This is a genomic window from Filimonas zeae, from assembly GCF_014641615.1.
GTDB lineage: Bacteria > Bacteroidota > Bacteroidia > Chitinophagales > Chitinophagaceae > Filimonas > Filimonas zeae.
The window spans coordinates 521,633-544,462 of the sequence record NZ_BMIB01000002.1; the positions used below are offsets into that span (position 1 = coordinate 521,633).

The 22,830-nt window shown below is 46.9% G+C and carries 18 protein-coding genes and 1 pseudogene; 9 read left to right on the forward strand and 10 right to left on the reverse strand.

Annotated features, from left to right (window positions below):
- The first annotated feature begins 3 nt into the window (after window positions 1-3).
- The 6 genes from IEY13_RS08980 to IEY13_RS09005 all read left to right on the forward strand — a co-directional run bounded on the left by IEY13_RS08980 (window position 4) and on the right by IEY13_RS09005 (window position 6,760).
- The gene (locus tag IEY13_RS08980) at window positions 4-1,389 is read left to right on the forward strand and encodes a RagB/SusD family nutrient uptake outer membrane protein (protein ID WP_188951643.1); all 1,386 of its coding nucleotides are present in this window, start codon (window positions 4-6) and stop codon (window positions 1,387-1,389) included.
- A gap of 112 nt (window positions 1,390-1,501) precedes the next feature.
- On the forward strand, window positions 1,502-4,072 hold the full coding sequence (locus IEY13_RS08985; protein ID WP_188951644.1) for a zinc-dependent metalloprotease: 2,571 nt from the start codon (window positions 1,502-1,504) through the stop codon (window positions 4,070-4,072).
- 186 nt (window positions 4,073-4,258) lie between these two features.
- Window positions 4,259-4,708, forward strand: coding sequence for a KTSC domain-containing protein (locus IEY13_RS08990; RefSeq protein ID WP_188951645.1), 450 nt, complete (start codon window positions 4,259-4,261; stop codon window positions 4,706-4,708).
- Between the two features lie 429 nt (window positions 4,709-5,137).
- Window positions 5,138-5,440 carry a GldM family protein gene (locus tag IEY13_RS30120; RefSeq protein ID WP_229687800.1) on the forward strand — a complete coding sequence of 101 codons (303 nt, stop codon included), beginning with the start codon at window positions 5,138-5,140 and terminating at the stop codon, window positions 5,438-5,440.
- A gap of 54 nt (window positions 5,441-5,494) precedes the next feature.
- Complete coding sequence (gene xth / locus IEY13_RS09000; RefSeq protein WP_188951647.1) at window positions 5,495-6,268, forward strand: exodeoxyribonuclease III; 774 nt, start codon at window positions 5,495-5,497, stop codon at window positions 6,266-6,268.
- A gap of 153 nt (window positions 6,269-6,421) precedes the next feature.
- Complete coding sequence (locus tag IEY13_RS09005) at window positions 6,422-6,760, forward strand: hypothetical protein (RefSeq protein ID WP_188951648.1); 339 nt, start codon at window positions 6,422-6,424, stop codon at window positions 6,758-6,760.
- A 3-nt stretch (window positions 6,761-6,763) separates the two neighbouring features.
- Here the strand turns inward: IEY13_RS09005 and IEY13_RS09010 are convergent, their stop codons facing one another.
- Both IEY13_RS09010 and IEY13_RS09015 read right to left on the reverse strand, forming a co-directional pair.
- Window positions 6,764-7,402, reverse strand: coding sequence for a response regulator (locus tag IEY13_RS09010; protein ID WP_188951649.1), 639 nt, complete (start codon window positions 7,400-7,402; stop codon window positions 6,764-6,766).
- 37 nt (window positions 7,403-7,439) lie between these two features.
- A complete protein-coding gene (locus tag IEY13_RS09015) occupies window positions 7,440-9,449 on the reverse strand; it encodes a tetratricopeptide repeat-containing sensor histidine kinase (RefSeq protein WP_188951650.1) in 2,010 nt (669 codons plus the stop codon).
- 174 nt (window positions 9,450-9,623) lie between these two features.
- Between IEY13_RS09015 and IEY13_RS09020 the strand changes: the two genes are divergently transcribed.
- The 3 genes from IEY13_RS09020 to IEY13_RS09030 all read left to right on the forward strand — a co-directional run bounded on the left by IEY13_RS09020 (window position 9,624) and on the right by IEY13_RS09030 (window position 13,130).
- Window positions 9,624-10,853: a hypothetical protein gene (locus IEY13_RS09020; protein ID WP_188951651.1), complete on the forward strand. Its 1,230-nt coding sequence runs from the start codon at window positions 9,624-9,626 to the stop codon at window positions 10,851-10,853.
- A 53-nt stretch (window positions 10,854-10,906) separates the two neighbouring features.
- A complete protein-coding gene (locus IEY13_RS09025; protein WP_188951652.1) occupies window positions 10,907-12,664 on the forward strand; it encodes a thiol-activated cytolysin family protein in 1,758 nt (585 codons plus the stop codon).
- 79 nt (window positions 12,665-12,743) lie between these two features.
- Window positions 12,744-13,130: a DUF7793 family protein gene (locus IEY13_RS09030; RefSeq protein WP_188951653.1), complete on the forward strand. Its 387-nt coding sequence runs from the start codon at window positions 12,744-12,746 to the stop codon at window positions 13,128-13,130.
- Window positions 13,131-13,252: 122 nt separating this feature from the next.
- On the opposite strand, the gene IEY13_RS09035 is transcribed toward IEY13_RS09030, so the two are convergent.
- The 8 genes and pseudogenes from IEY13_RS09035 to IEY13_RS09065 all read right to left on the reverse strand — a co-directional run bounded on the left by IEY13_RS09035 (window position 13,253) and on the right by IEY13_RS09065 (window position 22,815).
- The gene (locus IEY13_RS09035) at window positions 13,253-13,963 is read right to left on the reverse strand and encodes a hypothetical protein (RefSeq protein ID WP_188951654.1); all 711 of its coding nucleotides are present in this window, start codon (window positions 13,961-13,963) and stop codon (window positions 13,253-13,255) included.
- A 23-nt stretch (window positions 13,964-13,986) separates the two neighbouring features.
- Window positions 13,987-14,406: a hypothetical protein gene (locus IEY13_RS09040; protein WP_188951655.1), complete on the reverse strand. Its 420-nt coding sequence runs from the start codon at window positions 14,404-14,406 to the stop codon at window positions 13,987-13,989.
- A 321-nt stretch (window positions 14,407-14,727) separates the two neighbouring features.
- A complete protein-coding gene (locus tag IEY13_RS09045) occupies window positions 14,728-16,017 on the reverse strand; it encodes a redoxin domain-containing protein (protein WP_188951656.1) in 1,290 nt (429 codons plus the stop codon).
- Entirely contained in the window at window positions 15,998-16,558 is a 561-nt protein-coding gene (locus tag IEY13_RS30425; RefSeq protein ID WP_373286925.1) for a RagB/SusD family nutrient uptake outer membrane protein, read from the reverse strand. The genes IEY13_RS09045 and IEY13_RS30425 overlap by 20 nt, the downstream gene beginning before the upstream one ends.
- Window positions 16,559-16,723: 165 nt before the next feature.
- Window positions 16,724-17,404: pseudogene (locus IEY13_RS30430) on the reverse strand (RagB/SusD family nutrient uptake outer membrane protein); the annotation flags it as partial.
- 12 nt (window positions 17,405-17,416) lie between these two features.
- Entirely contained in the window at window positions 17,417-20,734 is a 3,318-nt protein-coding gene (locus tag IEY13_RS09055) for a SusC/RagA family TonB-linked outer membrane protein (RefSeq protein WP_188951658.1), read from the reverse strand.
- 245 nt (window positions 20,735-20,979) lie between these two features.
- Window positions 20,980-22,158, reverse strand: a complete 1,179-nt coding sequence (locus IEY13_RS09060; RefSeq protein ID WP_188951659.1) for a FecR family protein — start codon at window positions 22,156-22,158, stop codon at window positions 20,980-20,982.
- Window positions 22,159-22,212: 54 nt separating this feature from the next.
- Entirely contained in the window at window positions 22,213-22,815 is a 603-nt protein-coding gene (locus IEY13_RS09065; protein ID WP_308421161.1) for an RNA polymerase sigma factor, read from the reverse strand.
- Between the last annotated feature and the right edge of the window lie 15 nt (window positions 22,816-22,830).

Consider the following 22,830-nt stretch of genomic DNA (forward strand, 5'->3'; position numbering starts at 1 on the left):
AATATGAAACATTCTCATCTTCTATATATAGGCCTGGCGTTTACCTTGTGTACCGCATCATGCCGCAAATACGTTGAAATAACCCAGGAAGGTCAGCGCGTGCTGGAATTAACCCAGGACTACGATGGGCTGCTGAATAACACCAACGTTATGCTTAGTACATACAGCTACCTTACCTATTCCAGCGACGATGGTGGTATGGATGATGCCAACTGGCAGAACAATCTGGTAGCCGGCACACCCAATGCCAACGCGTATACCTGGGGGGAAAAAATAATTACGGACGGAACCAATGCAGAAGACAATGACTGGCTTGCCATGTACAGAGCGGTATATTACAGCAACCAGGTTATTACCAATGTAATGAACAGCAAAGGTGGAACCGATGCAGACAAGCTTAGAATACGGGCTTCTGCACTGGTACACCGCGCCTTCTATTATCACACATTGGTAAACATTTACGCATCTCAGTACGATTCAGCTACTGCCGCAACAGCACCAGGTTTACCGTTGCGTCTTGACGATCTGATTGATGGAGATCTGACCAGAGTTTCTGTACAAACCGTATACAACCAGATACTGGCCGATCTTAATGCAGCTGTTAACACCGCTGAACTACCGGATGTAGCCCGGTATACTTACCAGGCATCTAAAGCAAGTGCCTATGCCATGCTGGCCCGCACTTACCTGAACATGCGCAATTTTACCGCAGCCAGAGAGGCAGCAGCTAAGGCCTTACAGTTACAAGGCACTCTGCTTAACTTAAACAATTATACATCGGTACTCACCGGCTATCCTCAACGTCATGCAGACCCGGAAGTAATTTTGCTTAAAACAGCATCTACTGCTTATGCTTACCCATTAAGCAATTCGTTGAAGCAGGTGTTTGCAGATAGCGCAACAGACCTCCGGTACATTGTATTAACACGTCCCAGCACCTTTGTAAACTCCTGGGCCAACTATTACACAAGGGTATTCTTCAAAACCAGCATAGCTAACAATGGCTACATGTCTGGCCCTACCGTACCGGAAATGATGCTGATACAGGCAGAATGTGAGGCACGTGCAGGAAATACCTCTGCCGCTGTAACAGTACTGAACAACCTGCGCAAGCAACGCTATACAACTGCAGGTTATACCGATGTTACTGCCGGTAATGGTAGCGAAGCCCTGCAACTGGTATTGCGTGAAAGAAGAAAGGAACTGATGAATACCGGTATACGCTGGTTTGATCAACGTCGTTTACAGAAAGACGGCTTCATATCTACCGTTACCAGAACATTTAAAGGTGCCACCTATACCTTAGCGCCAGGCAGCAACAGGTACACTTTCCCCATAGCGGATAAGTACATCTATCTGAACCCTGAAATACAACAAAATCCAAGATAATTAAATAGCCCTCCCCCATGAAAACCAGCCACAGCTGCGGTATATCCGTTGGCTGTGGTTTTCCTACGCCCTGCTGAAAAAATAAAAGTTTAAATCAAGTATACTACCAATTATGTTTAGAAGAAGACGGTTTGCAGCTTTGGGCGCTTTTGCTATTGCCTTGTTGCTGACAGACGCAGCTGAAGCTCAGAAGAAAAAACGCGCTCCGGAAAACACACCGGGCAAAGGCGTTGACACTACTAAGAAAAGTGCAGACAGCACGCGCAAAAATGCCGCAGCCCCTAATGCGCTGAAGCCGTATAAGGATGTGATTACCGCGGGCATGAAAACCAGCACCGGCTATTTTACCATTCACCAGAAAGACGACAAGTTCTTTTTTGAAATTCCCAATACCCTGCTGGGCCGGGAGATTATGATTATTGCCCGTGTATCCAAAGCCTCCGCTGATATGCGCAATGGTTCCAGCGGTTATGCCGGCGACCAGATTGGCGAAGCGGTATACCGTTTTGAAAAAGGCCCGTCTAACAAGCTGTTCATGCGCCGTATTTCGTTTTCTGAGTATGCAGGTGATAGCAGTAAGGCTATGTACTCTGCCGTACAAAAGAACAACGTACAGGCTATAGCCATGGCGTTTCCCATTGCAGCGCTTAAACCAGATTCCTCTGCTGTAGTGGTAGATGCTACTGAATTTATAAACAGCGATAACGACATTCTGTACTTCCAGAAAAAGCTGTTTAAAGACCGCGCAGGTATGGGGTCGCAGATAAACGACCGCAGTTATATTGAGTATGTACACACTTATTCAACCAACATAGAAATACATGCGGTTAAAACCTATACAGCGGGCATGAACCCTACTTCTTCTAACTACACGGTTGAGTTGAACTCCTCGCTGGTACTGTTACCGGCCGTTCCCATGAAGCCGCGTATTATGGATGAGCGTGTGGGTTATTTTGCAACGGGCTTCCGCGATTTTGATGCTGATCCGCAGGGCGTATCCAATACCATTTATGCTACCCGCTGGCGCCTGGAGCCTAAAGCAGAGGATATGGACAAATATCTGCGTGGTGAACTGGTGGAACCTGTTAAACCTATTGTATTCTATATTGATCCTGTTACCCCTAAAAAATGGGTTCCTTACCTGATGCAGGGTGTAAACGACTGGAAAAAAGCATTTGAAAAAGCAGGCTTCAAAAATGCCATCATGGCTAAAGAAGCACCTTCCAGAGAGGAAGACAGCACCTGGAGTATTGATGATGCCAGCCATTCTGCTATCATTTACCGCCCTTCTGCCGTTGCCAATGCCATGGGCCCCAGCGTTGCCGACCCGCGCAGTGGTGAAATTATTGAGAGCCATATTTTCTGGTACCACAACGTAATGTCTATACTGCACAGCTGGTATATGATGCAGTGTGCAGCTGTTGACCCACGTGCGCGCAAACTGGAATTTGACGATTCGCTGATGGGTCAGCTGATTCGCTTTGTATCTTCTCACGAAGTGGGCCATACGCTGGGTCTTCGCCACAACTTCGGTTCCAGCTCTACCGTGCCGGTTGAAAAACTGCGCGATAAAGCATGGGTAGAAAAACACGGCCACACTCCTTCTATTATGGACTATGCCCGTTTTAACTACGTGGCACAGCCGGAAGATAATATTGGCGATAAAGGTCTGTTTCCGCGTATAAACGATTATGATGAGTGGGCTATTGAGTGGGGTTATCGTCTGCGTCCGGAATACAAAACCGCAGCAGAAGAAAAGAAAGCTTTAACCAAAATAGTATCAGACAGCCTGGCTAAAAACAACCGTTTATGGTTTGGCAGTGAAATGGAACCCGTAGATGCCCGCAGCCAGTCTGAAGATCTGGGTGATGATGCCGTACTGGCCAGCAGCTACGGTATCAAAAACCTGAAAAGAATTCTTCCGCAACTGATTAACTGGACTACCAGACCTGATGAAGGTTATGCCAATCTGCAAAGGCATTATGCGGAATTACTGGGCCAGTTCGGTCGGTACGTAGGGCATGTAGTTAAAAACATAGGCGGCGTAAATCATACCCCCAAAGTAGCAGGCCAGCCAGGTCCTGTGTTTGAAGTAGCCCCTTACGAAAAAAGCAAAAATGCTGTACGTTTTCTGAACGAGCAGGTGTTTGCTACTCCTTTGTGGCTGAAGAATGATGATATACTCAACCGCCTTCACGAATACAATGCCCCCGTTTCTTTTGGCATTGAACTCAGTACTATTCAACGCGAGATAATTGAAGCATTGAATACACGCTTCCGTTACAGCAGCCTTTGGTGGCAGGAGCAAAACGCCAACGGCAAAAAGGTATATACCCTTACCGAAATGCTCAGCGACTTCCGTAAAGGCATATTTAAAGAGTTGTACGAAGGCAAGAATGTAGACAGCTACCGCCGTAACCTGCAGAAAATATATGTTGGCCGCTTTATGCATCAGGTATTTGTAGCAGGCGATCCGTTCAGCACCATTGTACCGGGAACTACTTACCGTATTTCCCAGTCTGATATTATGTCGCTGCTGAAAGACGAAATGCGTCAGATTCAGCAATTGCTGAAAACCGGCATGCAGCGCCCCGGCACCGATAAATTTACCCGTTTACATTGCCAGGACCTGATTAACTGGATAGATGCAGGCTTTAAAGCAGATTCGCAAACTGTACGCTAAGCACAGCCTGCGGGTTTGATTGTTAAAAAACGGGCGTCTCCCCTTCAACGGGAGGCGCCTTTTTTGTGTACATATCCCTCTGTCAGGCTTAAAATGGTTAAAAAACTGTCATTTCTCCATTCATAACCTCATTTTAATCTCCTTACAGCCCTTTCCACCGTTTTGTTGCACTACCTTGCAGCCGCAATGAAAAGAATAGCCAACTACCGCAGGCTTCTGGGGGTTACACCGGAAGCTGATTTAAAAGAACTGAAATCCGTTTACCGCAATCTGATGAAAGAGTGGCATCCGGACAAATTCGCCCATAGCGAAGAAGAAAAGCTGGCAGCGGAAGAAAAAAGCAAGGTGTTAATCAATGCCTACCATTTTCTGGTAAGCATTGCCCCGGAAACCATTGAACAGGCTTTACCGGAGTATAAAGAAATGATTACCAATTCTCAGGTAATGGATTTCAACTTCGAAAAAGAGATATTGAAAATAACGTTTACCGATGGCAGCACTTATGAGTACTACGGCGTACCTAAAAACCTGTATATCAAACTTTGCCAAACCGATATACCAGACCGGTTCTGCCGCAGACATATTTACCACGAGTTTATTTACCGCAAAGTGAGCAAGGCAACGGAAGAAGCCTAAGCTGCTCTTCTCTGGTAATTACAAAATAGTAAAAGGGCGTTCTCCTGGTGGAGACGCCCTTTTATCATATGAAATGCCCTATATTAGAGTAAAGCAATGCCCTTGAATAAAAGCGCCTCCCTACTACTTATCTGCACGCTATTTTCCACAAAACTGTACGCGCAGATTATCATAGACAGCCCTGCCAGTCGTGTTGTATATATAGGTGCTAACAATGAATTCAAAATTTCCATTGCAAATAAACCCGCCAGTTCATACATCGCCACTGTTAGTACAGGTAACATATCCACCGCTTCAGGCAACAGGTACATATGGACTATCTGTAATACCTCAGACACATCCGGCACCGTAATTCTACGCTCCAGGCAAAAGTCCGCAGACTCCTGTGTATTCAGGTTTAGCATCCGCCCTTTGCCTAACCCCACAATTATGGCAAACGAATTTGCCCTACGGGCCGATCTGGAAAATTTCCCGCTGGAGGGTATTCCCTTTAAAGTGGTAAAATTCACCATAACTATTCTCCGGAAAGGAAAACCACCACTTGTGTTTCCACAACCTGGAAATCTTTATAATAGGGAAACATTACTCGCATTGGAGCGGCTACAGCCGGATGACAACATAATTATTGATAACATCTACATACAATATGGATGCTCTTTAACCATCCGGAAAATTAACACCGCTATCAACCACACTTACGCAGAATTGCTTGAAAGCCGCCGTGTACGTTAAGCAACACCACTTTGCCCATTTATAGCTATATTGGCCCAAAATCCGTTGTGTAGTATGAGGATAGCCACCTATAACGTGAATGGTATTACCGCCCGCTTACCGGTGCTTTTGCGCTGGCTGGAAGAAACACAGCCGGATGTGGTTTGTTTGCAGGAACTGAAAGCGCCGCAGGAGAAGTTTCCGGAGCAGGCTATCCGCGATGCGGGATATAAAGCCATCTGGCACGGACAGAAAAGCTGGAATGGCGTGGCCATTTTATCGCGTACGGAAGAGATAGAAGAACGCTGCCGTGTGTTACCCGATGATCCGGAAGATTTGCAAAGCCGTTATATAGAGGCCCGTATTAAAGATATTGTGGTAGGTTGTTTATATCTGCCCAATGGCAACCCGGCTCCGGGCCCTAAGTTCGATTACAAGCTGGGTTGGTTTAAAAGGTTCAGCCAGCATGCACAGCAGCTGCTGAATGAAGGCGTACCGGTGGTGCTGGCCGGGGATTACAACGCCATACCTACAGAGAAAGATGTATACAAGCCCGAGCGCTGGACAGAAGATGCCTTATTCCGCCCGGAAACACGCAAGGCTTATCATAACCTGATAGCACAGGGCTGGACAGATGCCATACGCAAACTGCACCCGGATGAAACGGTGTATACCTTCTGGGATTATTTCCGGGATGCGTATGGCCGTAATGCGGGTTTACGTATTGACCATTTTCTGCTGAGTCCGCAACTGGCACCGAGGCTACAGAAAGCAGAAGTAGACCGCTTTGTACGCGGCTGGGAAAAAACAAGCGATCATGGACCTGTGTGGATTGAAATACAAGATTAATAACCTGCTAAACAGTTACACCTGAACCAGAACCTTTTACTTCTTTTTATTTTTATCAGCTTACTTATTCTGCCTGCCTTTATACAAAAAGCCAAAGACAAACTGTATAAAGGCAAAGGCTTTCATATCAGCTATCCACCCAACTGGGAATGTGTGGAAGAAAACAGTATAGTAAGCATCTACCCTACCGAAAACTACGGTACCCTAAGTATTGTGCGGTACGAAAACATTACCGTTCCGGAAAATGCCACACCTGCGCTACTGGCAGAAATACAAGGCTTGCCGCCCGATGCGGTCAACTTTCTCATTATGCCTAAAAGTACCCATACAGAATATTATCAGGAATACAAACGCGCCAACGCGCAATGGGTGGTAAAAGCCTTCCGGCAACAAGAGGAATTACTGGTAATAACCATTCATTGTAATATACCTCAGTGGGGCGAACAGCGGAATGCGTTTTTAAAAACCATGCATTCCTTTACGCTCCATTAAGTATCAGATCATTCTGCATTCTTTCGCTTTTTTCAGCAATAGTTGCGTACTGCTTACATTCAGTTTCTGCATCAGATTTTTACGGTGTGTTTCTATAGTATAGCTGCTTAAAAAAAGTTTTTCTGCAATCTGCGGCCCGTTAAGTCCTTCATGCAGCAACAACAGAATTTCCTTTTCGCGGCGGGTAAGTACCGGCGCATTTTTCAGGGCATCACCCGTACTGCAAAACTGCTCCAGCAGCTTCTGATTGGCCCCCTTACTCAAAAACACCTTATTATCCATCACAGCATCAATGGCTTCCAGCAGTTCTTCCCGCCCCATATCCTTCAGCAAATACCCATTACCGCCATGGGCAAGAAACTGCGAAATTATACCTGCTTCGTTAATAGAAGTAAGCCCTATAATTTTTACCGCTTTATGCATCCTCCGTATCTGTGCACATAACGTAAGCCCGTCTGTATCCGGAAGGCTTATATCCAGTAATATAATGTCTACCGTATTATCATTCAAAAAATTAAGCGCATCGGCTGCATTGGTGCAGGCACATGCCACCTGTAGCCAGGTTACGTCCCGCAGCATCATAGCAATTCCACCTGCCACCAGCGGGTGATCGTCAATAATCAGTATGGGTATCGGTATCATAATTACAACAAGATAATAAACAACCCGCGCTCTTTCGCTAGTGATTTATCAGGAACACCATCATTACAGTAGTGCCAATCTGTTGCTGCGAGTCAATTGACAAAGAACCGTTCAGATAGTTCACCCTGCTTTTAACCGATTCCAATCCTGCCCGGCCGGAACCGCTATCCGCATCCACATTAAAGCCACATCCATTATCCTCCACCGTAATACTTAACTGATTGTTTTCCCGGTTAAACTGAATAACCGCTTCGGTGGCCTGGGAATGTTTCATAATATTATTCAGCAATTCCTGAATAATACGGTATAACATAATTTCAGTAGCAGCCTGTAAACGCTCCTCCATACCATAATCCTGCAGCTTCACCTGCAAAAGTTTTCCGGCATTAATACTGTTACACAATTCGCGCACCGCAGGCACCAATCCAATACGTATCAGCACCTCGGGCATCATATTATGTGCAATGCGCCTCACCTCATCAGAAGCATCATTCACCAGTTCATAGCTACGGGTAAACAGCGGATAGCTACGTAAGTCCTGCACCTCATGCTGCAAGGTGCTTAGATGCATTTTAATAGTAGAAAAAAGACCGCCCAATCCATCATGCAAATCTTTGGCAATACGTGTACGTTCCGTTTCCTGTCCATTAATCATAGATTGAAGAGACACTACCTGTTGCTGCCGTTCCAGAAAAACAATTTGCTTCTGCTGCTCTTTTTCAGCGCGCTCTGCGTCTTTTCTTCTTCTGTTGTTGCTGTTATAAAACCAGGCCACCACCAATAGCAGCAACCCTGTTATAAGGCTTCCCGCCAGCAGCAGGCGGTCTCTCCTGGCAATCTTCAAAGCCTTTTCTGTATTGGCCAGGGTTAAAGCGGCTATTTCAGCCTTTTTCTTTTCGCTCTGGTATTGTGCCTCGGCAAATGCCAGTTCCTTTACAGCATGCTCATTATATATTTCTGCACGCTGTGCCATGGCCTTTTCCAGCAGGTTGTTTGCCTCTGTAGCATTACCGTTTTTCTTATGCGCATCAGCCAGTAGCAGCTCTGCCTTCATCAGCTGATGTTTAAATCCGTTGGCAGCTGCCATATTGTACGACTGCTGCAGGCTGGCAATTGCAGCCGGAATATTACCTGCTGCCAGTTGGGTTTCACCAATACGATACAAACTTTCGGTAATTTCCGTTTTCAGCTTCAGCTCCCTAGCCAGGGCTTCATAACGCTGATAATACTGCAAAGCCCGGGGGTAATTTCTGTCGTACTCCAGCTGAAAAATGCCATTCAGTTTAGCCAGCATCAGCGCATAATCTTTCTTCTGAAAATCTGAGAGATTGAAAGTGCGTAAGCCTTCTTCAATGGTACCCAGCATTGCTTTGGCCACCACCGCCTTACCCGATGCCAGATAGTTATGATAGTATTCATAGTAATACTCCATTTTTAGCCGTTCATTCAGCTTTGGAAAAAAGGCGGTGGTTTTATCCAGATATTCCAGTGCCTTTGCCGGCATTTTCAGTTGCCGGTAGTCGCTGGCTATATTCAGATACACAATGGCCAGATTAGTGTAGTTGCCAGGCGTGTATTTTTCTACAAGGGCAAGCGCCTTCAGCCGGTACATAAGCGAGTTGCGAAAGTCTCCATTGTCATTATAAATACCACCTACATTGTTATAAGCCATCATCTGCAGGCGGTTGCGGATGCTATCGTTGGGTATATCCTCTGCTACCTGCATCATCTCATCATAAGCATCCAGACTCTGCGCCAGCTGATGTTTGCTATTATAGTAGCTGCCTTTTATCATCAACCCCTGTGCAATCCCCTGCCTGAAGCGAATACGGCCTGCCAACCCAAGCCCTTCCTCCAGCGTATGCAGCCCAATACTATCCTGCATTTTATGTTTCAGCTGATAGTTGCCCAGGGTAAGCAGCGCCAATACCCTTACAGAGTCGCTACCTGTACCGGCAATCACCCGTCGTATACTGTCTTCATTTAACTGTTGTGCCTGCACGTGCAGCGTAGCAACACTTCCGCCCATGCATAGTAAAGCTGACATACAAACAATAAGGGGTTTTACGCGCATCGGTTTCATTTGTCTTATAAATCTAATTCCGGGGCGGCAATACATAACTACCTGCTTTCAGGTATTTTTTACCTTCTATTTTCACTGTGTATTGGTATTGAACAGGGCTGCATAGCAAAATAGCTTTGTTCTATCAAGCGAAACAACATGCACTACCTTCTGAAAACAATACCTGCTACGGCTGTTCTCTGGCTGGCCGCTCCGGCGCTGATGGCGCAGGAAGAAAGTACCAACAGCCGCTTTACCCCCAAAGAGCTGGCTATTCCTGCCTCACCGGTATTTGATGTAATGGGTGTTACCCCATCGCAGATTAACCGCACGGCAGATATTAAAGAGTTTAAAGTAGACTGGTCTTTTAAATCCTGGAAGCTCAGCCCCAACCTGGCTATACAGTCGCAACCCATATGGGAGGCCTTTTATAACCGGCGCGATCTGGGTAAGTATCAGCAGGCAGGGCGTTTTATGCGCAGGCTGGCGGCAGTAGATGTATCTATAGGCTCGGTACAGGATGAAAACAACGACCGCCGTATTGGCTTTGCCATTAAAGCCAATCTGTTTAAAGAAAAAGATCCGCTGATGGCCCGGGAGCTGTATCAGGATCTGACTGAAAAATACCGGCTGGAAAAAGAGTCTTTAACCGCCAGCCTGAAACAAACACAGGAACAGCTGGATACCACTACCGATATTATGGCCAAACCCGCACTGCGTACGCAGATAAGCAGTGTGGAAGAACAGCTGAACACCCTGCATACCCGCCGCAACCAGGAAATTAACGAACGTGCTGCTGTGTTTGTAAAAGAACACTGGAACGCCTCTTCGCTTGATGTGGCTTTTGGCCGGGTATACGCTTATCAAACAGACAGTGCAGGCGCGTTACATACCCTGCGGCTTAACCGGAACACCGGCTATGCAGGCTGGCTCAACGGCAGTATAGGCTTAGGTAAACGCCTGTTGCTATCCGGCCTTTTCCGTACCAGCTTTTATGAAGAAGAACTGGATTTTCAACTCAGGAACCTGAGCACCGGCGAAGAACAAACGCAAAAAGCAGTAGCCGCCAACACACTGTTCAGCATGGGCGTTAACCTGCGGTATGGCGGATCTGTATATACCTTCTTTGCTGAGTTTCTGTATGAACGCAAAGGCCTTAAAACACCACTGGAAGCCTTGTCTGACGCCTTTGGTACACCAGATGGCTTTGAAGTGGTGGGCAACAGTGTTAAGTGGGATGTGGTACACCCCAATACTATCAGCTTTGGCGGCGACTGGCGCATCAGCAAAAGCGTTATCATCAACTACGGCATGCGTTGCGTGTTCGATAACCAATGGAAGTTCACCACTTTCACCCCTATTGTTACCCTCGCCTGCATGATGCGTTAATTCTGGCATTTCACTCTTAACTATAATCAATCACCATTTCCAAACAATTACGTATGAACAACAAAATTACCCTGGGTGTAGCACTCACCCTATGCAGCACCATGCTGTTAAACAGTCCGTTACATGCCCAGAAAGCACCGCTGGCTAAAAGCATCAGCCGCTTTCAGCTGATAAAAAGGCCCGCATTTAATGCCTACTTTGAAAGACTGGCAGAAACCTCTAAAAAAGTAAGCACCAGCGGCGGACAAACACTCGCTACCAAAACCGGATCGCTGGGTAAAAGTGAAGTAGTGGTAAACATGACGCCACGCGCCACACCGGTACAAACCGTTGGGGCCGTAACCACACAGCGCAACGGCAGCAGCGTTTGCGAATCGCAGAACTATAATATGGATTACCTGAACGTGGGGGTATTTAACAGTTATACCAGAGCACTGCCTGCCTCTGTATACCCCGGTGCGTTTATAGAAGCGCAAAGCCTGCTTACCAACCGCCCTTCCGCCTACAGCGCTACCGGCCGCGCACCACTGAACATTGGCATTTCTATTAACGATAGTAAAAACATTAAGAATTTTACCGCCACTACCTTCGGCTCTAATTACACCAACGAGCTGCATACCGCACTCCGTAACAAAAGCTTTGGCACACAGATACCTGCTTACCTGGTAATGAATGCAGTGGAAGTTAACAGCCTTACCCAACTACAGGCCAACTTTGACCTTACCGTTGGTTTAATGATTCCACTGGAAGAACTGGGCGTACCTGTTGAAATTTCCCAGGGCATTTCTGTAGGTGTAAGCGATACATCCTCCCGCAGAGTGTACAGCTATCTGCTTACCTACGAGCAACCGATGTATGATTATACAGTGAAAGAAATTGACCGCTCACTCTTCTTTACCGCCCCCGGCGCCGCTGCACAACACCCCACCGCCGTAATGGTACGAAGCGTTGTTTATGGGCGCAGAATAACCATGCTTATTAAATCGTCAGAAACACTGGAAACCGTAAAAACCACCGTGCGCGAACGTTTGGGCGTAAGCACCACCGGCGATCTGGGTGTATCTGCCGGCCTGCAGGTAGATGCGGAAATCAGAAACAGGTTTGAGCAGCAGATCAATTCTTTTCATGCTTTTGTACAGGGCGGTAGTGCAGAACTGGGAAATAAAATATTTCACGATCCGGCAGCCATTAAATCTTACATAGAAGATACCCGTGCCGCAAGTTTATCCGCCGCTACCGGCGAGGTGCCTATACAGTATATTCTGGAAAAAGTTAATGCCGATGCGGTAGTAGGCGTACGCTCTACTGCCAACTACAACGCACAAAGCTGTATTCAGCCGCATTTTGACATAGCCGTTATATACAAAGGCATTAAATGCAACAAGGTAGTGGAAGCACCGGGCGATGATAAAGAAGATGTATTTGGCAGATGTTCTGTAAATGGAAAAAGGCTGGCCGATATTCCTGAAAACAGTGCACTCTCCATTAAAGCAGGCACCACCTCTGCCGATCTTAAAACTGTTTTGGCAGGCGACAACATTACACTCGACCGCCTGGCAACTTACATACTCACTTTTACTTCAGAACTGAAAGACTGGGAACTGCTGCAGAAGCCGGAGTTTAAACTGGCCCAGCCACTGGATGGCAAATACCAGATTACCACCGGCCGCCTTAATAAAATAATGGCCCTGGACAAGGGCGAAAGCACCTTACTGGATGAAGGCACGCAGGAATTAAAACTGTACGAAAACAGTGATAAAAGCAGCGCTTCTATATCCGTACTTTATCAGGTGAAAGTAACCAGAAATTAAACGCACTCAAGCATACAGAAAAAGGATGCCCGTTACCGGTGCATCCTCTTTTCATATAGTTCTTTTATATTTGTTACCTATGACTATTCCCACTGACCGCCCGGTATACGAAAGTGAAATAGCCACCTATTGGTGGGAAGGTAGCATACTCGTATCGCTGTCTAAACCACCTAAACGCACCGTTGCCAACATTACCCAAAATGTATCAGTAGTAAAAGCAATTACCGGCAATCAACCGGCAGCTTTGCTAATTTACCTGTGTAAATCGCCCATACCCGATAAAGCCACCCGGCAGTTTGCCACCACACAACTACCTGTTATTTATAAAGCTATGGCTATGGTATCGCAGCCGGGGCTGGCCCAGTTTATTATGAAGTTGTTGTTTGCATTAAAGCCCTCTCCCATACCCATGAAAAGCTTTACATCGGATGCAGCAGCAAAAGAATGGCTGCAACAATACGTATAAACGTCTAAATACCCTGCTTCATACATATCTAATGTACTCCCTATGCAGTATCTATGCTCCGTGTATGGAGTATCCATGCACCATACATGCAGTTGCTATGGATATGCATACAGGAATAATTACTAAGGCGTCCATGTTAACCGGGATTTTACCTCTCCCTTCTCCCACAACCACATAACGGTATACCAGCCAGCCCCATCGCTGAAAGAACTCATTTCCAGATAAATACGCTGCTTTTTCTCATCTACGTATATGGTAGCGGCCGAAGCCCGTATTTCACACATATTCATTATCCAGGATGCGGGAAAGACAGAACGCATTTTACCCCATTGTACCTCAATGCTTTTGAATTCAGTACCGGGCATTTCGCCATCTTTTCCTTTATAAGGTTTACCATCAATTTTTGCAATCGATGTATGTGCTTTATCGCTGTAGGTAAACTTGTGCTCCTTTGCCACAAACGGCTTTACAGCTATGGTTACCTTTATAGAATCATGCTGAAAAACGGCAGTAGTTCCGGTATGCTTTGTTTTTTTAAGCAGTTTTACACCTGGAATAGAATCAACCGCCACCAGTCTGGAAGCATGAATATAGCCGGAATATTCTTTTCCATTTTTCATGTAACTCACATCTGACCAGTCATTCACCTCGTTTAACCATACACATACCAGCGACTGGTTGCTAATTCTATCTACAATCCTGGCATCTCCTGCGGAGTCTTCCCGCACATTCACATACCCATCTTTATCCCGCACAACTGCATACTGTGCCTGAAGTGTAAAAGATTTGAATAATGTAAAAACCAATAACAGAAATGAAAAAAAATATTGCATAAGCATTCAGTTTTTTGCAAAAACTACTCTTCAACCAGGTATCCAATCTCAGCTCTGTCTGCCCGGTATTTTACCTTTAACCTAGTTACATTCTCAGGCCGCTTACCCTTGTCATATTTCTGTTCCCTTTTGTATTCAATACCATTCACCTGGTAACTAAACGCCAACCAGTCCTTCGACCAAAAACCTTTGTCTATATCAATGGGTTGTGTAACAAGAAACTTAAACCTGAGTGTATCTATTACAGGCCGGGCAAAATAAACAATCGCATAATTGGGATCCATCGTACTCACGCGGGCTTCATACCATTCTCCTATCTCCAGTTTCGCCCCTCCTTTGACGGTGTAACTATACCCCCGCCCCTGTATTTCATAGCCCAATTGTGTATATCGGCCGCGCTTATCGGCTACTACTGCTGCCACTTTATAATAATGCTGCATCATATCATTTGCAGCAGTTTTTCCTCCAAACTTATCAGAAAGCCAATGAATGCCCGTAACAACAAAATATATTGATGCCGTAAATATAATCGCGAATAAAATACTGGCTACAGTGGTGAGGCGGGACGCATTTTCAGGAGAACCGCTTTTTTTCGGCATATGAGGGTTATGGGTTATATGCTAACAAATATACCGGCTGTATTTATATACCAACGCAAAAAACAGTGTTAAGGCATTGCTGACGGAAAATCCATCAGCACTCTTTTATAAAAAGAGCCGGAACAAATGCTCCGGCTCCGTTTATCTGACACAAAGGGGAAGTTATTATGAAGCTTGTTTCGCCAGCTCTATCATAGCTGACAACTCCGCTACCGCACTCTCGTTGCTACCGTCAAAACCGGCCAGCTCAAAACGGATATTGCCCTGCGCATCTATTACAAACTTGGCGGGTATCATTTTCACGCCGTAGTCGGTTACCGCTTTATTGGTATTCGTTTTCGCGTCTTTACCATCTAACAACACCTGAAAGGTGTAATTGTTGGATTGTATAAAACTACTTACTGCTGTTGCAGCAACCGCATCGGTTGTACGCTCCCAGGTATCTATAAACAAAAAGCGAACGGTGGTATCCTGCTGATATTTGTTTACTGCCAGCTGCATAGCCGGGAACGATCTTTTACAGGGGCCGCACCAGGTAGCCCAGAAATCCAGCACCACTACTTTACCTTTCAGTGCATCCAGCGATACGGTTTTACCCTTCAGGTCTTTCAGGGTAAACAACGGCGCCGGGCGGTGTACCATAGCTGCACGGGCTTTCTCTTTTACATATACTGCCATAGAGTCGTGCAGGGCAGCAACGTAGGTAGCAAAGTCAGCTTTGTTGCCATGCACTAATGTATACAGCTGTTTCAGCTGCGCTTCGTTTTTGGCAGAAGCACGGCCCTGCTTCACCATTTTTTCCAGCAGCAGTAAGGCCTCGCTGTTACGATTCAGTGCTGCCAGTGTGTTGGCATACAACTCTGTAATATTATCGCTTTGCTTTAAACGGTAAGCAGGTTCCAGATACGCCAGCGCTGTATCGTAACGCCCTGCTTTAAAAGCAATCTCCGCTACCGCAGCGCAATAGTTGGGATAGCCTACAGCTGCAAAACGGGCTTTATTATCCGGGTTAGGTATAGCAACAAATTCACCCGATTGCTGTACCGCTTTCTTATACAGTTTTTCCGCTTCTGCCGTATGGCCTTTGCGTAACAATACAGATGCCACCCCTGACCAGCCTTCGGCACGCCAGAATGGCGTTTCCAGGCTGCCGGTATAATATAGCGCTTTAGCAACACTGTCAACCTGCGCAAAAGCATTGGCTACGGCATTGCGGCCATAGTCATACACCAGTCTGTCGCTGCCAAAACGTTCCGGTGCAAAGCGGCTGATCCATTGCTTAAAAGCGGCTTCTTTCTGTATAGGGTCTTCTGTATCGTATACTTTTTTCAGCCCCTCACCACGTGCAGCAACAGCGGTGTCTGTTACAGCACCGCTTTGCGCATATCCTTTACAACATGCTGCCAGCAATAACAGGCAGGCAGCCTTTTTCCAGTTATGGGTTATAACCATCATTTTGTTTCAGGTTTGTATTTTTCAATAGTTCTGTAAAAGGTATCGGCAGCAACACAGCAGTAGCTTTCCAGGTGGCTGGTTTCAGCGCGCCTACTACCGTATTGGCATTACCGGTACGCTTCAGATCAAACCAACGGTGGCCGGTTTCACCAAACAGTTCTGTCTGGCGCTCTTTCAGCACTGCTGCCACCAGATCTCCCTCTGTAGCTGCAGGGGTATTACCCAGCCCTGCACGGTTGCGTACCGCATTCAAATCATTTTGTGCACCATCTATGTTTTGCTGTTTAGCACGGGCTTCTGCACGTATCAGGTACTGCTCTGCCAGGCGTAACATAATATTGTACTCATTACCGCCACTGGCTGCCGTGGCAGTAGCTACTTTATATTTATTAATACGGCGGTAAAGTATAGTGTTGTTTACCACACTGTCTACCCATACCGCACGGCGGTTATCACCGGTTTCAAATACACTTACCGCTGCTTTGGTAAGGTAATAGTTGGGTATACCAGAAGCCGCCGTAGTACGGTAGTTGGTGCCCATAAACGAGCTGCCGAATAAAGTACCAATCTGCAGAATTATTTCATTGCTGCTGTTAACAAAAGCGCCGGTAAGCTCAGGCAGGTTATAGGTAACGTCTGTAGCACCAATTACACGGGTAGCAGCTGCTTCTGCATTGGCATACTCGCCTTTATACAAATAGGCTCTTGCCAGCAAGGCTGTAGCTGCGTACTTGTTTACACGTGTACGAAAGTTACCGGTGTATACACCTGGCAGCAGGCTTTCGGCTTCTTTCAGATCGGCAATGATCTGGTTGTATACCGAATCTACAGAAGAACGTGGCAAGGTAGCGGTAGCGTTCTGGTCAGAACTTAATACCAGCGGCACCGGCCCGAAATAGTTTACCAGATGAAAATAGAAGAAAGCCCGTAAAAAGCGCGCTTCACCCAGCAGTTGGGTGCGCAGCGCAGGTGTAAGTGTGGTAGAAGCCGTAAGCCCTTCCAATGCCAGGTTGGCCGACCGGATAGACATGTATGGATACATCCACAAATTCGTATTGAGCGTACCACTGGTTGGCAGCACGGCCGATTGCTGAAACTCATTTATTTCAGGCGTGGAAGCTGCCAGCTGGTATTCCATTTCGCCCGACTCCAGTTCGCCTGCAAAAGTAAAATACTGCAGCGCACCAGTGGTATTGTAATAAGAATAGATACCCATTACCGCGCCGGTAGCCGTACCATCCGCCAGAAACACACTGCTGTTATCCAGCATGTTTGGCGCTTTATCTACATCTACATATTTTTCACAGGAAGCCAAACACGCTCCCAGCGCTACACACAGTACGCCCGAACGCAGTGCAGAAAATGTATGTTTATTGAATAATGTCATTGTCCTGTTCTTTTAAAATGAAAGATTAACACCTGCAGTCAGCACACGCAACTGTGGAAAAGCAATATAGGTTCCGGTGCCCAGCGCAAAGCCGGTACCCGGTACCGTTGTTTCCGGATCGTAGGTATACTTCTGCTTTGCCCATACAAACAGGTTCTGCCCTCTTACAAACACAGCTGCATTGGTAAAGCCTGCTGGTTTTACCAGTTGCTTGGGCAGGTTATAAGTAAGGCTCAGTGTTTTAAACTTAATGAAAGAAGCGTCGCCCCAGTTGGCAGTGGAGTTACCGAAATAATTGTATAACGATCCTGCCGAACCTGCACTGGCCCTGGGTACTGCATCTGCATCTACCGGTTTGCCTGCCTGCCATCTGTTCAGCACCTGCTCCGTCTGATTGGTAGTAGCCGAACCGAAAGGACTGAAGTTATTAGCCAGGTTACTGTTGAGGAACCCATAACGGTGGTTGAATTGAAAAGCCACATCCAGTGTAAAGTTTTTCCAGCTGAGTGTAGAGGATAAACCACCAAAGTAAGGCGTACCCTGTTTTGCAGGTAACCGGTCGTACTGGTTAATAGTTCCTTCTCCTGTTCTGTCAAGGAAAGTGGGGTTACCTGTAGTAGCATCCGGTCCGGTGTATTGATACAGTTGTGCAACCGTAATAGGATAACCAATCACATAAGAAAGATTGTAAAGAGAATATTCCAGCCCTGGGAACTCCAGTAACTTATTCTGGTTAAATGCCAGGTTCAATGCCAGATCCCATTTCAGGTCTCTGGTCATCACTGGTGTAGCGTTCACTTCAAACTCAAAACCCTTGTTCTGCACCAATGCAGGCAGGTTACCGGAGTAAGAGTTGCTGCCTGCCTGCTCCGGCAAAGGAACAGATACCAGCTGATTGGAAGAACGGTTTCTGTAATAGTCTGCCTTCACCATCAGCTTATCGTTCAGGAAACCTAATTCCAGCCCTATATCCAGCTTCTTATTGGTTTCCCATTTTAAACCCGGATTGGCAAAATTGCTGGGTACCAGCGCATTGTTACCCATATAACTGTAGGTTGAACTTGCCGCTGTATAATATCCCAGATACGTGTAGTTAGGTATCTGATCATTACCGGTAATACCATAACTGGCGCGGAGCTTACCAAAGCTGATGAAGTTAACAGACTTCATAAAGTTTTCTTTCGAAAACACCCATGCTGCACCGGCAGCGCCAAAAGTACCAAAGCGGTTGCCCGGTCCAAAACGGGAAGAACCATCTCTGCGGAAAGTAATATCCATCAGATATTTACTATGCAGGTTGTAATTAGCCCGGCCAAATACGCCATTGTACTTTACCTGCGAGTAGTTGTTATAGGTTACCGTAACAGCCGCTGCACTACCAATAGCATTCATTACCGCCTCGCTGGGAAAACCCACACCGTTTAAGGAAATACCTGTTGCCTGGGTTTGCTGAAAAGTGGTACCTGCCAGCAACTGCAGTTTGCCCTCACCCACTCTGGGTGAATATTCTATCTGCGGTTCTACTATATAGTTATCGTTGCTGTTATCGCCATAAGTAAGTGTATTGGAAGCCGTTGCCGTAGAGTTTACCGAACGGGCAGGCGTAGCATTGGTTTGCCGTAAGCGCGTGTTGGTATAACCCAGGTTGGCACGCACCTGCAACTGCGGCAGTATACGGTAACTCATATCTAACCCGGTAATCAGGTTATCAGTTCTGCCGGTATACGTACGCATCAGGTACGCGGTGGGGTTGGTCTGGTCCCAGTTTAACGATCCGTCTTTGTTGTATATGGGCAGGTTAGGTGCCAGGTTATACAGCGTACTGATATCCGTTATTGGCAGGTTGTTACCGGAATAGGTATAGCTGGCCGTTAAACGAATATTGAACTTAGTATCCACACTGGTATGGCCTACAGTAGCACGGGTAGAAAAAGTGTTGGTATGATAGCTTCCCGGAAACACAGTACCCTCACGGTGGTAAGAGGAATTGATCAGGAAGGTATTCTGCGCGTTACCACCGGAAACACCCACAGAGGCGTGCGATATATTCGCCGTGCCGCCAATGGCCCATTTCTGCCAGTCGGTATACGCCGTAGTATCCCATACCAGCAGGTCTTTTGCGTTGGTGGTAGTAGGTGTAACACCGGCATTGGCAAAGGCCTCCCGGCGCATAGCCAGATATTCCTTTGTATCCATCATGGGTATATAACGGTTTACTTTACCCACACCCTGATAAAAGTTGACATTATAGGTGGTTTTGCTTTTAGAACCCTTTTTAGTGGTAATCAGCACCACACCATTGGCACCTTTAGAACCCCAGATGGCCGTAGCATCTGCATCTTTCAGCACATCAATACGCTCAATATCATCGGGGTTAATAACACTGAACGGACTTATACTGCCGCTGGCACCGCTGATGCCAAAGGCATTCAGTCCATCACTGGGCGGTGCAGCCCCATTAAACAGTGTAAACGGCACGCCGTCAATTACGTACAGCGGAATAAAACCAGCCGCTGCTGTTCCCTGTCCGCGTATCTGCATACGTATACCACCACCGCTTAAGCCATTGTCCTGCGTAATCTGCACACCGGCAATACGGCCCTGCATAGCGGTTAACGGGTTGGTTACGGTTTGTTTGGCTATGGCATCGGTACCAATAGAACTTACGGCACCCGTATTTAAACGTTTGGTAGTAGAGCCATAGGCTATAATTACGGTTTCATCCAGCTGGTTTACCGATACCTTCAGGGTTACATTCACCACCAGCGGCGATTTGCCTACTACCACTTTCTGTTCAAAAGCGGCGTAGCCAATTAATGCAAACTCCAGTGTATAACTACCCGCAGGTACTTTCTTCAGTTCAAAAGCGCCCTTATCATTGGTAACAGCGCCTATGTTTTTCCCTTTCAGCTGTACCGAAGCTCCGGCCAGCGGCGCTCCCGTCCCGTCTGTTACCACACCGCTTATCTCCTGCTCTTCTGCAGCCGCTTCCATTAGTAAAGCCTGCTGCTGCAGTTGCTGTGCTACTGCCGGCATTGCTTTTTCGCGGATGATAATAGTATTATTCTTCAGTACCCAGGTAAGGCCATTCGGTTCCAGACAGGCTTTCAGCACTTCTTCCAGCGGCTTATCCCGCACCTCCAGCGATACTGTTTTCGATTTACGCATCAGCTCTTCCGGATATACAATACCATAGCCGCTTTGCTTTTCTATTATATGCAAAACCTTATCCAGCGTAAGCTCCCGGGCCGAAAGAGAAATCTTTTGTGAGTACGTTCTGGCGCTCACCTGTAAACACATCAGCAGTATTAAACCCGCAGTCAGTTTCATTATCAACAATAGTTTTGAGCGACAAAGTGCAGACAACACTTTGCCATGTTCGATCAAGTGCATAACTTTCGAATAGTTTTGGGTTAATTACATATAGATGTTGCAAAGTCTAAAGCAATGAGCCTGAAATACCGCCGGCGATGGGTCGCAACCATTTCCGGCTTTTTTATAAGCTCATTTCACCGTAAGTCATTTTTCCATAAAAGGGTTGTCCGTTGTTTTAAGTATGATGAATAAATAAGCCATTATCTGTTCTTTCCTTCCAGCACGGTTACCTTATCATCCTCCAGCAAAAAATGCACATTGCCTGCTTCTTCCAGCACATCCAGCATGTCCTTTATACCACTGCTGCGCATTACCATACCCGATAAACGTCTGCCCCGCACATCTCCCTCATAGCTTACCTGTATGTTATACCATCTGGCCACCTGCCGCATAATGGTTTTTATATCTGCATCTCTGAACCGGAATTTGTCTTCCTTCCAGGCCAGTGCTACTTCCAGGTCTGCATCTTTTACCTGCAGTTTTCCATCTGCCTTCGGTTCTGCCTGCTGCCCCGGTTTCAGTACCACCGCGCTATGGCCTTGCTTCACCTGCAGGCTACCCTGTACCAGCGTGGTTTTTGCCGGCCCTTCTTCCGGGTAGGCCATTACATTAAAACCGGTTCCCAGCACGTTTACCTGCATACTATCGGCTTTTACATAAAAAGCACTGCCTGCATTGGCCGCTACATCAAAATAAGCCTCACCGTTCAGCTCTACCCGGCGCTCCCTGCCGGTAAAGGCGGTAGGAAAGCGCAGTGTGCTGGCCGCATTCAGCCATACATGCGTACCATCCGGCAGCAGCAACTGAAACTTCCCGCCACGCGGCGTGCGCAGGGTATGCATGCCATCCGGCACCGCTGCAGGTATATTCCTGTATTTCAATACGCCCTGCTCCATTATTACAAAACCCTGCCCCTCCGGCACATCGCCTTTTTGTTCCTTACCCCCTTCCAGCGCTATTTCTTCGCCCGATTCCAGCACCAGCACTGCTTTATCGCTGCCCGGCTGTACCTGGGTTTGGGCGGTTGTTTTTTCCGGTTCTGCTGCGGGTTTGTTCCACAGCAACCAGCCAACCACGGCTGCCGGTATCATCACCGCGGCAGACCACCACAGCCATCTGCCTGTTTTACGCGCTGCCACAGGCATAGGCACCACTTTATCCCCCTGGTCTTCTGCCTGAAAAACAGCGGTTAAAATGCCTTCTGCCGCTTCATCAGACAGTAAAGGCTTTTCTTCCCGTTTTTCTATATACTCGTCCAGCAATTGCTGTATACCGGTCTCATCTGTTTCCAGCAAAGCAAGCAGCTCTGCCTTTTCAGCCGCTGTACATTGTTGCTGCACCCATTTCTGAAAAAGATATTCCGCCCTGGGCCTTTCCATATTTTCTTTGTTTAGTTGATAGTACAAGAATCGTCTCACCCGGAGACAGCTGTGTTAAACAAAAGGGTGAGCCAGCAGTAAAAAAATAATGCAGTCCAGATGCGCCATGCAAAAAGCGCGGATATTCCGCAGCGCCTGGGTAAGGTGAGATTTAGTGGTATCTTCCGATACGCCCATTTGTTGCGCAGCCACTTCCCGCTTCAGGCCCGCTAAGCGTATCAGCCGGTAAGCCTCGGCCTGCCGCTGTGGTAAACGGCTGATGGCCTGCTGCAACAGCGCCCCGTATTCCTTTTCCATCAGGTATATTTCACCATCATATTCACTTGCTCCGGCAGCCAGTTCCAACTGCTCCGGTAAAGCATTGCTTTGCCGCTGCTCTTTTTTCAGCAGGTTGATGATGTGGTTACGGGTAGCCGTAAACAAATAGGCTTTAAAGTGGGTAATTTGGTTCAGCCGGGCCCTGTGCAGCCATATTTTCAGAAAAATATCCTGCAAAACATCCTCTGCCATCACCGGAGAACCCGTTGTATCCAGCGCCACTGCATACACTTTATGCCGGTAGCGGTGAAATAACTGCCGGAATGCCTCCTGATTACCATCAGCAATTTCTCTCAGCAGCAGTAGCTCATTATCGGGTAACAGATGTTCCAGAACCAGTGATTGTGAATTGGT

Bases quoted from the DNA above. Each gene is read 5' to 3' on its own strand.
- IEY13_RS09045 (WP_188951656.1), bottom strand. From the start codon at position 16,017: ATGATGGTTATAACCCATAACTGGAAAAAGGCTGCCTGCCTGTTATTG.
- IEY13_RS09010 (WP_188951649.1), bottom strand. From the start codon at position 7,402: ATGATACCGATACCCATACTGATTATTGACGATCACCCGCTGGTGGCA.
- IEY13_RS30425 (WP_373286925.1), bottom strand. From the start codon at position 16,558: ATGGGCACCAACTACCGTACTACGGCGGCTTCTGGTATACCCAACTAT.
- IEY13_RS09030 (WP_188951653.1), top strand. From the start codon at position 12,744: ATGACTATTCCCACTGACCGCCCGGTATACGAAAGTGAAATAGCCACC.
- xth (WP_188951647.1), top strand. From the start codon at position 5,495: ATGAGGATAGCCACCTATAACGTGAATGGTATTACCGCCCGCTTACCG.
- IEY13_RS08980 (WP_188951643.1), top strand. From the start codon at position 4: ATGAAACATTCTCATCTTCTATATATAGGCCTGGCGTTTACCTTGTGT.
- IEY13_RS09020 (WP_188951651.1), top strand. From the start codon at position 9,624: ATGCACTACCTTCTGAAAACAATACCTGCTACGGCTGTTCTCTGGCTG.
- IEY13_RS09055 (WP_188951658.1), bottom strand. From the start codon at position 20,734: ATGAAACTGACTGCGGGTTTAATACTGCTGATGTGTTTACAGGTGAGC.
- IEY13_RS09060 (WP_188951659.1), bottom strand. From the start codon at position 22,158: ATGGAAAGGCCCAGGGCGGAATATCTTTTTCAGAAATGGGTGCAGCAA.
- IEY13_RS09015 (WP_188951650.1), bottom strand. From the start codon at position 9,449: ATGTCAGCTTTACTATGCATGGGCGGAAGTGTTGCTACGCTGCACGTG.
- IEY13_RS30120 (WP_229687800.1), top strand. From the start codon at position 5,138: ATGGCAAACGAATTTGCCCTACGGGCCGATCTGGAAAATTTCCCGCTG.
- IEY13_RS08985 (WP_188951644.1), top strand. From the start codon at position 1,502: ATGTTTAGAAGAAGACGGTTTGCAGCTTTGGGCGCTTTTGCTATTGCC.
- IEY13_RS09040 (WP_188951655.1), bottom strand. From the start codon at position 14,406: ATGATGCAGCATTATTATAAAGTGGCAGCAGTAGTAGCCGATAAGCGC.
- IEY13_RS08990 (WP_188951645.1), top strand. From the start codon at position 4,259: ATGAAAAGAATAGCCAACTACCGCAGGCTTCTGGGGGTTACACCGGAA.
- IEY13_RS09035 (WP_188951654.1), bottom strand. From the start codon at position 13,963: ATGCAATATTTTTTTTCATTTCTGTTATTGGTTTTTACATTATTCAAA.
- IEY13_RS09025 (WP_188951652.1), top strand. From the start codon at position 10,907: ATGAACAACAAAATTACCCTGGGTGTAGCACTCACCCTATGCAGCACC.